This is a genomic window from Streptomyces sp. NPDC055078 (assembly GCF_053607985.1).
The window spans coordinates 1-11269 of the sequence record NZ_JBSGUP010000241.1 but is presented as its reverse complement, the minus strand read 5'-3'; the positions used below and the strand labels follow the sequence as shown (position 1 = coordinate 11269).

12 protein-coding genes are annotated in these 11269 nt (G+C 69.7%); 1 reads left to right on the top strand and 11 read right to left on the bottom strand.

All coding sequences use genetic code 11. The features are described 5' to 3' along the window. The 11 genes from ACWF94_RS20710 to ACWF94_RS20660 form a co-directional block, all read right to left on the bottom strand. Window positions 1–942, bottom strand: a 942-nt coding sequence (locus tag ACWF94_RS20710) for a CoA-binding protein (RefSeq protein WP_453490177.1), incomplete at its 3' end; no start/stop codon positions are given. 29 nt (window positions 943–971) lie between these two features. After that, complete coding sequence (gene fabG, locus ACWF94_RS20705) at window positions 972–1730, bottom strand: 3-oxoacyl-ACP reductase FabG (RefSeq protein ID WP_453490174.1); 759 nt, start codon at window positions 1728–1730, stop codon at window positions 972–974. Window positions 1731–1787: 57 nt separating this feature from the next. Then, window positions 1788–2981: a CaiB/BaiF CoA transferase family protein gene (locus ACWF94_RS20700; RefSeq protein ID WP_453490171.1), complete on the bottom strand. Its 1194-nt coding sequence runs from the start codon at window positions 2979–2981 to the stop codon at window positions 1788–1790. 16 nt (window positions 2982–2997) lie between these two features. Then, window positions 2998–3519, bottom strand: coding sequence for a MaoC family dehydratase (locus ACWF94_RS20695; protein ID WP_453490168.1), 522 nt, complete (start codon window positions 3517–3519; stop codon window positions 2998–3000). After that, complete coding sequence (locus ACWF94_RS20690) at window positions 3516–4745, bottom strand: acyl-CoA dehydrogenase family protein (RefSeq protein ID WP_453490165.1); 1230 nt, start codon at window positions 4743–4745, stop codon at window positions 3516–3518. The genes ACWF94_RS20695 and ACWF94_RS20690 overlap by 4 nt, the downstream gene beginning before the upstream one ends. Continuing rightward, window positions 4742–5233, bottom strand: a complete 492-nt coding sequence (locus ACWF94_RS20685; protein ID WP_453490162.1) for a MaoC family dehydratase — start codon at window positions 5231–5233, stop codon at window positions 4742–4744. The genes ACWF94_RS20690 and ACWF94_RS20685 overlap by 4 nt, the downstream gene beginning before the upstream one ends. A 30-nt stretch (window positions 5234–5263) precedes the next feature. Further along, window positions 5264–6646: an MmgE/PrpD family protein gene (locus tag ACWF94_RS20680; RefSeq protein ID WP_453490159.1), complete on the bottom strand. Its 1383-nt coding sequence runs from the start codon at window positions 6644–6646 to the stop codon at window positions 5264–5266. Window positions 6647–6698: 52 nt separating this feature from the next. Then, complete coding sequence (locus ACWF94_RS20675; protein WP_453490156.1) at window positions 6699–7145, bottom strand: MaoC family dehydratase N-terminal domain-containing protein; 447 nt, start codon at window positions 7143–7145, stop codon at window positions 6699–6701. Continuing rightward, entirely contained in the window at window positions 7145–7936 is a 792-nt protein-coding gene (locus tag ACWF94_RS20670; protein WP_453490153.1) for a citryl-CoA lyase, read from the bottom strand. Before ACWF94_RS20670 ends, ACWF94_RS20675 begins: the two co-directional genes overlap by 1 nt. 31 nt (window positions 7937–7967) lie before the next feature. Next, on the bottom strand, window positions 7968–9203 hold the full coding sequence (locus ACWF94_RS20665) for an acyl-CoA dehydrogenase family protein (RefSeq protein ID WP_453490150.1): 1236 nt from the start codon (window positions 9201–9203) through the stop codon (window positions 7968–7970). A gap of 27 nt (window positions 9204–9230) precedes the next feature. After that, on the bottom strand, window positions 9231–10208 hold the full coding sequence (locus ACWF94_RS20660; RefSeq protein WP_453490147.1) for an HpcH/HpaI aldolase/citrate lyase family protein: 978 nt from the start codon (window positions 10206–10208) through the stop codon (window positions 9231–9233). Between the two features lie 128 nt (window positions 10209–10336). Here ACWF94_RS20660 and ACWF94_RS20655 point away from each other — a divergent pair, with 128 nt between their 5' ends. Beyond that, entirely contained in the window at window positions 10337–11083 is a 747-nt protein-coding gene (locus ACWF94_RS20655; protein ID WP_453490144.1) for an IclR family transcriptional regulator, read from the top strand. The last annotated feature ends 186 nt before the right edge of the window (window positions 11084–11269 follow it).

Genomic DNA, 11269 nt, shown 5'->3' with positions numbered 1-11269 from the left:
GATCAGCCCGATCCGCTTCCCGGTCGGGAAGCGCCCCTGGGCGCAGGCCTCGCCGACGTCGAGCCACTCCCGGAACGTCCGCACACGCAGGACGCCGTAGTGGCGGAAGACCGCGTCATAGGCGCCGTCCGAGCCGACGATCGAGCCGGTGTGCGACGCCGCGGCGGCCGCCCCTGCGGTCGAGCTGCCGACCTTGAGCAGGACGACCGGCTTGCGCCGCCGTTGCGCCTCGGCGAGGGCGGCATGCAGGCGGGGGCCGTGGCGGACGCCCTCGGCGTAGACCATCGCCACGTCGGTGTGCGGATCCTGGACGGCGTACTCGAGGCACTCGGCGAAGTCGACATCGACCTCGTTGCCCGTCGTCGCCCAGAGGCTGAACCCGAGACCGCGCCCGTGGGCGGCCGCGAGGAGATGGGACCCGAGCGCTCCACTCTGGCTGACGACCGCGATATTGCCACCGATGTCGGACACGCCATCGAGACCGGCCGTGAACGTCGCGATGACGCCCGAGCGCACATTCATGAAGCCCAGGCAGTTCGGGCCGAAGACGCGGATCCCGGTCTCCGCCGCGATCTGCCTCAGCTCCTCCTGGGCCGCCTGACCGGACGGGCCGGCCTCGGCGAATCCGGCGCTGAAAACCACCGCACCCCGCACGCCGGCCGCGGCGCACTCCTTGATCGCGGGAACCACGCGGTCGGCCGCCACTGCCACAATGGCGAGGTCGACCGGCGCGCCGACCGCGGCGACCGACGGATACGCCGGCACCCCCTGGACCTGGTCCCGGTTCGGGTTGATCGGGTGGATCGCACCCCGGAACCCGAACTCCGAGAGGTACCGCAGGGGACGCCCCCCGATCCGGTTCGGGTCGTCCGAGGCACCGATGACGGCGATCGATGCAGGGTTGAACAGCGCCGCCAGCTGGTTGCCGGCGACCTCGGTCATGGCAGTCACTCTTCTCGGTCCCCTTCGGATCAGATGGTCGGACGACCGGTGACGTACAGGATCTGACCCGTGATGTAGCTGGACTCCTCGCTCGCCAGAAACGCGGTGACATTTGCGATGTCCTCCGGCTGCCCCACTCGCTTGATCGCGTTGACGGAGATCGACCGCTCCTTCATCGCCTCGTAGTCGAGGCCGGTGCGCTTGGCGACAGCCCTGACCATCTCCGTCTCAACGTGGCCGGGGGCGATGGCGTTGACGTTGATCCCGAACGGACCGAGCTCGAGTGCGAGCGTCCGGGTCATGCCCTGCATGCCCGCCTTCGCCGCCGAGTAGTTGGTCTGGCCCCGGTTGCCGAGGGCGGCGCGCGAGGAGATGAAGACGATCTTCCCGTAGCGCTGCTCGACCATGAGGCGCTGCGCCGCGCGCACGCAGTAAAAGCTCCCCTTCAGATGCGTGTCGATGACCAGGTCCCAGTCGTCGTCGGTCATCTTGTGCACCAGGTTGTCGCGGGTGACACCGGCGTTGTTGACCAGGACGTCGACCGAGCCCAGCTCGCTGACCGCGCGCTCGACCATCGCCTCGACCTGCTCGCGGTTGGACACGTCGCACGCGACCGCGATCGCCCGGCCACCTGCGGAGGCGATGGCGTCGACCGTCACCTTCGCCGCGGCCTCATTGATGTCGGCGACCACCACCCCGGCGCACTCCCTGCTCATCCGGTGGGCGATGGCAGCGCCGATGCCCTGCCCTGCCCCCGTGACGAGCGCGATCCTGTTCTCCTGAGACATTCAGGTCCCTCTTCTTCCTCGTCGTTCAAGCGATGCGGGGATGGTGGCCGGCGCGGCTCACCGTTCGGCCCAGCGGGCCAGCACTTCCTCGGGGCTGTTCTCTCCCAGCAGCGGTCCGCGCCGCTCGACGCGGTGCGGGGTGGCGGAGAACTTCATCGGCGTCCCGGCCACGGTGACGGTGCGGTCGGTACCTGGCTGCTCCAGCTCGATGAGCATCTCCCGTGCCTTCAGATGCGGGTCCCGCATCAGGTCGGCGGCCGACTGCACCGGGCCCATCGGCACCTGGCCACCCAGGACGTCGATGATCTCGGCCGTCGCACGGGCGGCGCTCCAGGTCTCGACGGCCTCGCGCACCGCGGCCTTGTTGCGGGCTCGTGCCGAGCGCGAGCTGAACCGTTCGTCGTCGGCGAGCTCGGGGCAGCCCATCAGCCCGGTCAGCTTGCGCCACTGCGGATCGTGCGGCGCGGCGATCGCCACCCAGCCGTCCTTGCTGGGAACGATCTCGAATGGGCTCAGGAACGGGTGCGAGTTGCCCTGTGGGCGCGGTACCCGGCCGGTGAGCGAGTGCTGGTAGACGATCCGCTCGCACAGCGACACCATCGAGTCGTACATCGCGACGTCGACGAATTGACCCTCGCCCGTGCGCTCGGCGTGGTGCAGGGCGCCGAGGATGCCCACGGCCAGGATGGTCGCGGGGTAGATGTCGCCGATGCCCGGACCGCTCTTGACCGGCGTTCCGTCCTCGGTCCCCGTGATGCTGAGGAATCCGCTCATGGCCTGGGCCACGACGTCGTACGCCGGCCACCGGGCGTACGGGCTCTCGCCGCTGCGCGGGTCACCGAAGCCGCGGACGGTCGCGTAGACCAGCCGCGGGTTGCGGACCGCCAACGACTCGTAGCCGAGACCGAGGCGCTCCATCACGCCCGCCGAGTAGTTCTCCACCAGGACGTCGGCGACGTCGACGAGGGCGAGCAGTTCCTCGCGCTGTGCCGGGTCCTTGAGGTCGAGCACGATGCTGCCCTTGCCGCGGTTGATCGACTGGAAGTAGCCGGAGAGCACGTCCTCGCCGTCGTCGCCCTTGATGAGCGAGCGGCGCGTGACGTCGCCACGCGGGGGCTCGATCTTGACGACGTCGGCGCCCATGTCGGCCAGGAGCATCGTCGCGAACGGCCCGGCCAGCATTCCGGTCAGGTCGAGCACGCGGACGCCCGCGAGCGGGCCGTCCACCCTGCCGGTCTTCGATGAGGTCATGACAGGTTCCTCTCGCTCAGCCGGCTGCCCAGTGGGAGCGACGCTTGACCAGGACGGTGCGGATGCCCTCGAAGACGATCGCGCGGTCCTCCTGACGCCGTCCCCAGTGCTTGAACCGCACCACACCGGCGTCCGGGCGGTCCGCCGCGGGGCTGACCTCGATCACCTCGGTGAAGGCCTCGAGCGTGTCGCCGTGATGGACGGGCGTGGTGAAGCGCAGGCCGTCCAGCGCGAGCTCGGCGATCGCGTGCTCGACCGTGTCCTCGGAGGCGAGGCCGAGCACCGTCGAAGCGGTCGCGAGACCGAACACCACACGCCCGGGGCCGAAGGGCTTGCCCTCCATGCAGTAGTCGTTCCAGTGAGCCTGCGCGGTGTTCATCACCTGCTTGGCGAGGAAGGAGCCGTCGATCTCGCCGATCGTCGAGGCGCGCGAGTGGCGGATCCGCTGCCCGACGCTGAAGTCCTCGAACCAGCCGAACCGGCCGAGGAGGCGAGAGGTCGCGGTCGGGAGTGCCGAGGTAGTGGTGGTCTCGGTCATGTCAGGGGGCTCCTCGGGAGGATGCGGTCGGAGATGATGCGCTCCTGGATCTCGCTCGTGCCCTCGAAGATCGTCGTGAGCCGTGCGTCGCGCCAGTGGCGCTCGACCTGGTACTCGGTCGTGTAGCCGTTGCCGCCATGGAGCTGGAGGGCCTGGCCGGTGACCTCCACCGCCATCTCGGTGGCGAGCAGCTTGACCATGGCGGCCTCGCGCTCGCAGGGGATGTCGTTGTCCATCAGGTAGGCCACGTGCCGGTAGAACGTCCGCGCCTGCTCCACCTTCGCCGCCATGGAGGCGACCTTGTGGCGCACCACCTGGAAGTCGGAGAGCGGGTGGTCGAACTGTCGGCGCTGCTGCAGGTAGGCCACGCAGTCCTCGACGCCGGCCCGGGCGAGGCCGACAGCGCGCGCGGCCGTGTGGACGCGGGCGCGGTTCAGCTTCTTCTGGGCGTCCTTGAACCCGGCGGTACCCTTGGTGTCGGGGACGGCGATGTTGTCGGCCGGGATCCGGACCCCGTCGAGGGTGAGCTGCCAGGTGAGGAAGCCGTGGTAGCCGATCTTGTCGATCGACGTGCCCGTCATGCCCGGCGGGAAGGCGCCCCGCTCCTTGGTCACGACGAAGTACGCCAGACCCGCCGACCGCGGCTCACCGGGCTCGGGGTCGCGGACGCGGGCGAGGACCATGATGAAGTCGGCGGCCTTGGCGTTGCCGGTCCACCGCTTCTCGCCGGTGAGCACCCACTTGTCGCCGTCGCGGACGGCCCGGGTCCTGACACCGGCGAGGTCGGAGCCGGCCTCGGGCTCCGAGTTCGCGGCGGCGCCGATCCACTCGCCGCGGGCGGACTTCTCCAGCAGCGATCGGCGGCGCGCCACGTCGCGGACGGCGGTTCCGCCGCCGTTGCCACGGGCGATGATGCTGGCCACGCTCATCCAGGCGCGGGCGAACTCCTCCGAGACCATGCAGTACTCGAAGACGCCGTGCCCCAGGCCGCCGTACTCCTTGTCGACGGTGATGCCGAAGTAGCCCTCCTCACCGAGCCGCTTGAGCAGGGTCTGCGGGATCTCTGCCTTCTGCGGGTCGAGTTCGTTGGCGACCGGGAGGATCTCCTCCTGCGCAAATGTCCGGGCCCGCTCCTGGAGCTCCAGCCGCTCCGGTGTCGCCCAGGGATCGGTGAGCACGGGGGGCGCTAGCAGGCGCACCTCGTGGTCGGTTTTGGTCATCGTCATGCCTTTCCTCGCATCGCCACGAAGTTGCTCCGCACGTAGGCGAGCACCAGCTCGCCGTGCTGGTTGAAGGTCTTTGTCCGCCAGGTGACGATGCCGACACCGGAGCGGCTGTCCGAGGTCCGCGTGTGGAGCACCTCCGACCTGGCCTGGAGGGTGTCGCCGGGGTAGACCGGCTGGTGGAAGGTGCACTCCTCCATGCCGAGGAACGGGCCACCACCCTCGCTGAGGTCCTCGACGGAGAGGCCCACCGCGGTGGAGAGCACCAGCAGCGGGTTGATCACCACGTCTCGGTGACCGTGCGCGCGGGCGAACTCGCTGTTCAGGTACATCGGGACCCAGGTGCACGTACCGGTCGAGAAGACGGCGTTGTCCCCCTCGGTGAGCGTGCGGCCCCAGTGGTGCTCGAGCACCTGGCCCGGCGTGAAGTCCTCGAATTTGTTGCCCTTCCCGAGGACCGGGAAGGAGTCGAGATCGACCGTGGTCGTCATCAGATGTCCTCCGTGTTCGTCAGTGGTCCGTCAGCTCGCCGCCGGCGTCGCGAGCGCTGCGGTGAGCACGCGTACGTCGTCGAGCTGCTCGAGGTTCAGCACGGTGTCGACGACACGGCGGGTCCAGTCGGCGCCGCGTCGCGGTGTGCACAGCGATTCGAACTTGGCCACCAGGCGGGCCGTCAGCATGTCGAGATCGGGTTCGGGCCGTCGCATGTCGCGGGCGGCTCTCAGCGCTCGGCCGTCGGCCAGGGACACCACCACGCTGCCCTGGGCGCCGATGATCGCGGGGTCCGTCCGCACGGTGACCCGCTCGCGCAGGGCGATCATGGCCGGGTCGCCGGCGACGTCGTCGGTGAACAGGTCCTGGGTCAGTGCCGTGTTCACCAGGGCCATCGCCGCGGTGTGCCGAAGGCTGAACTTGGCCTCCAGGCCGGTTTCCGGCTCCGGGATGTGACAGACGTCGACGTGGCCCGGCGGCACGGTCAGCTCGATGTCGACGACATCGGTGGCGGTGAAGCCCTCTGTGCGGCGCAGCCCGACGAGTGCCTCGATCGTGGCGTGGGTCAGGTAGCAGGAGGCGTGGGCCTTGAATCCCACCTCCTCAACGGCCCAGTTCTCACCGACCGGGGCGGACAGCACAGCGACGTCGACACCCGACGCGTGTGTGTGCACGAACCCCAGCGGGTGGCCGAGCACGTCCTCGGCGCTGGTGAAGCCGCGTGCCGCCAGATCGGCCGCCAGGACGCCGCCAGCAGCGGCGCGACCTGCGTGGAGCGGCTTCGACATCGTCCCGAACATGGCCTTCAGGCCGGCCGCCTGGGTGCCCGCGATGCCGAAGGCCATCGTCAGTCGCTCGGCGTCGAGGCCGAGCAGGTAGCCGCTGGCGGCGGCGGCGCCGAAGGCTCCGAACGCACCGGTCGAGTGGAAGCCGCGGTCGTACAGCTCTGGGCCGACCCCCCGGCCGATTCGGGTCGCGCACTCCATCCCGATCACCAGGGCGGTCAGCAGTTCGGCGCCGGTTGCGCCCTCGCGCTCGGCGACCGCCAGGGCCGCCGGCAGGATCGTCGTCGTGGGGTGGCCGGGGCCGCGCAGGACATCCTCGAAGTCGAGGGCGTGCGCCGCCGTGCCATTGGCGAGCGCGGCGTCGGACGCGGACGCACGTGCCGGGGAGTTCGCGATCGTGCACGGGCCGGCCGGGTTGGCGCCGACGACGTCCCGGACCATCCCGGCACCCGGCTCCTCGGCGCCGGCCACCATGACCCCGATCAGGTCGAGGACGCACAGGCGCGCCCGCGCAGTCGCCTCCACGGTTCGCGGCGCCTGTGCCATCGTCACGACGAGGCGCGCGAAGTCGGCCGTCATCCCGGCGACGCCGGTCACCGGCGCTTGTGCCGCATCTTGGTATGTCATTCCATCCCTCACTGTTGAGGGGCCGTGCCGGGCGGCGGCTCCGCCGACGCGATTAGCCCCGTTGGCGGATGATGGTCGTCGCCGTCAGCCTGGCCACGGTCTCGGCGCCGCGCGTCACGGTCGTGGTGCGGACCAGGAAGTCCATGGTTCCGCCCTTCTTGTCGTAGACGTCGGTCACCTCGGTCACGAACTGGAGTCGCTCCCCGGCATGGGCGAGCCGGTCGTACGCGAAGACCTGTTCACCGTGGAGGACTCGACGCTGGTCGATGCCGAGCTCGGTGTAGAGCTGCCTGGCGTCCGGCCGCTCGGAGTTGAGGCAGAGGAGGAAGGTCAGCGGGACCACGAGGTCCGGATGGCCGGCGCTCCGCGCCGCGTCGACGTCGAGGTGGACCGGGTCGGTCTGGCCCGTGGCCTGGGCGAAGAAGCGCAGCCGTCCCCGCTCGACGTCGGCGGCGTACGGCTCGTTGCGCCAGCCGATGACTGACTTGTCGAGGGCCATCAGGCACCCCGTGGCGGCACCGGCCGAGGGCTGTACTCGACATCGTGGTGCGCCATCTTGAGGACAGCGCTGGCCACGCCCTCCTTGCGGCCGGACCGCATCTCCTCGGCCAGGTGGCCCACGAGGCCGGCGGCCCGAGCGGCCACGACGCAGGCGCGGGTGATGCGCCAGTCGAAGCCCATGTCCGCGAGGACGGCACCCGCGGCACCCGCGCCGTTGAGCGTGATCGGCTTGCCCCGGCGCTCCGACATCACGCGGCCGATCTCCTGCATGAGCTCGACGTTGCGGCCCATGAATCCCAGCTCGGTGGCGAGCTCGAAGAAGCGGAGCGTACGCGGGTCGATCGGCTTGTGGAGAGAGTGGCCGAAGCCGGGCACGAGTGCGCCGGCGCGCTCGGCGTCGTTGACCAGCTGCTCCGCGACCTTCTTGAGAGAGCTGCCCTCGTCGATCATCACCCGGCCACTGGCCAGCAGCTCGCCGGTGTTGTCGAGAACGCCGAGGAACACCGAGCCGGCGCCGAGGATGCCGGCGGCGATCGCGCCCTGGGCCGCCTCCGGCGCACCCATCAGGGTCAGCCGGGCCGCCATCGCGATCGGTGTCAGCCCGTGCTCCGCCATCCCGACCAGGATCGCGTTGAACATCTTCGCCTCGGCCTCGTCGGGCAGCCGACCGTGGGCACCGAGGAACACGAGGCTGCCGAGGTCGGTGTGGCCAATGACCTCCTGGCACAAGTCGTGCCCGTAGATTTCGATGCGGTCGGCCGTCGAGGTGCTGATGTGGGTTTTCGCCATGGGTGGATCCTCTTCTCAGGGGGCATCGGGTTCACAGCGCACGGTCGCCGGCGAGCAGGCGGCGCGCGATCGTGCGCCGCTGGATCTCCGCACTTCCGTCGGGGATGCGCATGACCCGAGCCATGCGCAGGCCGGCCTCGAGACCGAGCTCATTGGTCAGACCGATCGCGCCGTGCACCTGGATCGCACGGTCGTAGACGTTGAAGAGCATCTCGGTGGCGTTCGCCTTGATGATCGAGATTTCCTTGATCGGGTTGTTCCCCGTGTCGATCAGCCAGGCGCAGTGACGCACCATGTTCTTCGTGGCGTAGATACCCATCGCCATCTCGGCGAGATGGGCCTGGATCATCTGGTGGTCTGCCAGCGGCTTGCCGAAGGTACGACGCTGCTGGCTGTACTCCAGTGTCTTGTCCAGCGCCCACTGAGCGAGCCCGACGCACTTGGCGCCCATGGACATCCGGCCGGCGCCGACCCCGCCCATCGCGACCTTCAGGCCGCTGCCGACCTCGCCGATGACGTGGTCTGCCGGGATCCGCACATCGGTGAGGGAGATGATGCCCGCCTCACCGCCGACGTGGCCCATCAGTGGGATCACGGAGTCGACGTTGAACCCGGGCGTAGTGGTGTCGACGAAGAAGCCGGTGATCCCGCCCTTGCGTTCGCGCACCGCCTCCGGGTCGGTGACGGCGAAGATCATCGCGTAGTCGGCGCAGGCCGCGTTGGTGATCCACTGCTTGGTGCCGTTGAGCACCCAGTGGTCGCCGTCGCGGACCGCCCGGGTCCGGAGCGCGAACACGTCCGAACCGGCGTCGGGCTCGGACAGGCCGAAGCACATCGTCTTGCTGCCCGAGCGGATGTCGTCGATGTAGAGGTCGCGGACCTCCCGGGCGAGGTTCAGCAGCACCGGGCTCAGCCCGTTGGTGAACGGCGACGGGATCACCACGTCGCGCACCAGCACCCGGCTCGGCCCTATGTGGTGGTTCATCCGCTCCTGGATGTGCGCGACGGCGCGCGCGTCGAGCCCGCCGCCGCCGAGCTCGTCGGCGCCGAACATCGTGTAGTAGCCGGCCTCGGCGGACTTCATCCGCACCTTACGACGCAGGTCGAGCACCTCGGCGGCGAAGGTGCCGTCCTCCTGGTAACGCCGCCGTTCGTCGCCGAGCAGCTCGGCGTGCTTGCGCTCCAGCGGCACGACCTCGCTCTCGATGAAGGCGATCAGGCCGTCGGCGATCTCACGCGTCGCCTCGGTGACCTCTTGCTCCACCATCTGCTCTCCTCCTTCGTCCCGTGCGGCTCAGGCCGGCTGCGGCTCGAGCGCCCCGGCGCACGCGGCCGCTCGGTCCAGGACGTTCTGGTGGATGCGGATCGCCGCCACGTCCACCATGACGCCGTTCAGGTTCGCTGCGCCAAGGCCTTCGGCGTCCGCCTTGTGAAGGGCGTCGATGACCGCGCGGGAGTGGGCGACCTCATCCGCGGTGGGCGCGAACTCCTCGTTGGCGGGATCGATCTGCGACGGGTGGATGCACCACTTGCCGACCGCGCCCAGCGTCGAGGCCCAGCGCGCCTGACGGCGGTAGCGGTCGGGGGCGGAGAAGTTGCCCATCGGGCCGTCGATCGCGTCGAGGCCGTTGGCCCGGGCCGCGACGATCGTGCGGACCCGGGCGAAGTGCCAGATGTCGTCGGGGTAGGCCATCGACGAGTCGTCACCGCCACCGATCTGGCTCATGCGCATGCCCTGGCTCGCCGAGAGGTCACCGAAGCCGACGATCAGCGCCTCAAGGCGCGGCGAGCTGGCCGCGATCGCCTCGACACACGCGAGCGCCTCGCACTCCTCGATGAGGACCTCGATACCGATCCGCCCCACCTCAAGTCCCAGGCGGGTCTCCAGCTGGGTCAGCAGGTCGTCGACGAACCACACGTCGCGCGGCGCACGGACCTTGGGCAGGATGATCACGTCGAGGTTCGCGCCCGCTCCGGTCACGACGTCGATGACATCGCCGTGGCACCACTCGGTCGACACGCCATTGATGCGGCACGCCCGGACCTTGTTGCCCCAGTCGAGGTCGTTGAGACCGGCGATGACGTTGGCCCGCGCCGCCACCTTGACGCTCGGCGCGACCGCGTCCTCGAGGTCGAGGAAGACGAGGTCGGCCGCGCTCTGGGCGGCCTTGGCGATCATCTTCGGGCTGCTACCCGGGGTGGACAGCTCGCTCCGGCGAAGGCGCTCGGGCCGGGGACGTCGGTTGTCGTTCATCGCTTGGTCCTTCTCCATCACTCCGGACCGCTCCTTTTTATGCCGCACTGTGGAATGTCATTCCGTTCTGGTGTTAAGATACCCCCCAGAACCGTTCCGCTGTCAACCAATTGGCTCAGAGTTTCGTCTGCGCCACAGGAGGTGCCATGCAGAGTGTCCTGCGGAGTCTGCGCGTGCTGGAGGCCGTCGCCGACCACCAGCCCGTCGGGGTCAACGAGCTGTCCCGCCGGCTCGATCTGCCGCCGTCGACCGTCCAGCGCATCCTGGTCACGCTGCGCAAGGCAGGCTGGCTCGAACCCACCGACGAGCCGCTCACGCGGTGGACCATGACGACGCGCGCACTGGCGATCGGGCTGAAGGCGGTGCCGGAGCAGGACCTTCTCGATGTGGCCGCCGGCCCGATGCGCGCACTGCGCGACCAGACCCAGGAGGCGATCCACCTCTGGGTGCCCGACCAGTTCGAGCGGATGATCCTCGTCGACAAGGTCGAGTCCGAGCAGCAGGTCCGTGCGTACATCCAGCTCGGCGGCACCTCACCGATCCACGTCGGCGCATCGGGCCGCTGCGTTCTCGCCGCCCTCCCCGACGACGTGGTGGAGGATCTCGTCCACCGGGTGTTCCTGCCCGAGGCGCCCACGGTCCCCTTCGACCGGCCCACCTTCGACGAGGCGATCGCCGAAGCGCGCAAAAACGGCTACTCCGTCAACACGGCCGAGAACCGCGCGCATGTCTGCGCCATCGCGGCCGCCGTCCGCAACCGCCATGGCCGACCCGTCGCGGCGATCGCGATCTCCGTCCCGAGCGTCCGCTTCGACTTCGACGCGTCCCGGGCATGGGGCCCGATGGTCGTGGCCACCGCCGAGCAGGTCGGGGTGCGCCTGATCGGCGTCTGATCGGAGCCTGACCTCAGTACGGCCGGCCGTCGGCGCGTCAGCCGACGGCGGGGTCGACGACGGCTTCGCCGCGGACGCTCACCGTGCCGTCCGCCAGCTCCGCCCAGAGCTCGATGCGCGCCGCCCCATCGGCGACGTCCGCGATCCGTCCGTGCACCACCGGCGCGGCGTTGACCGGTGTGATCG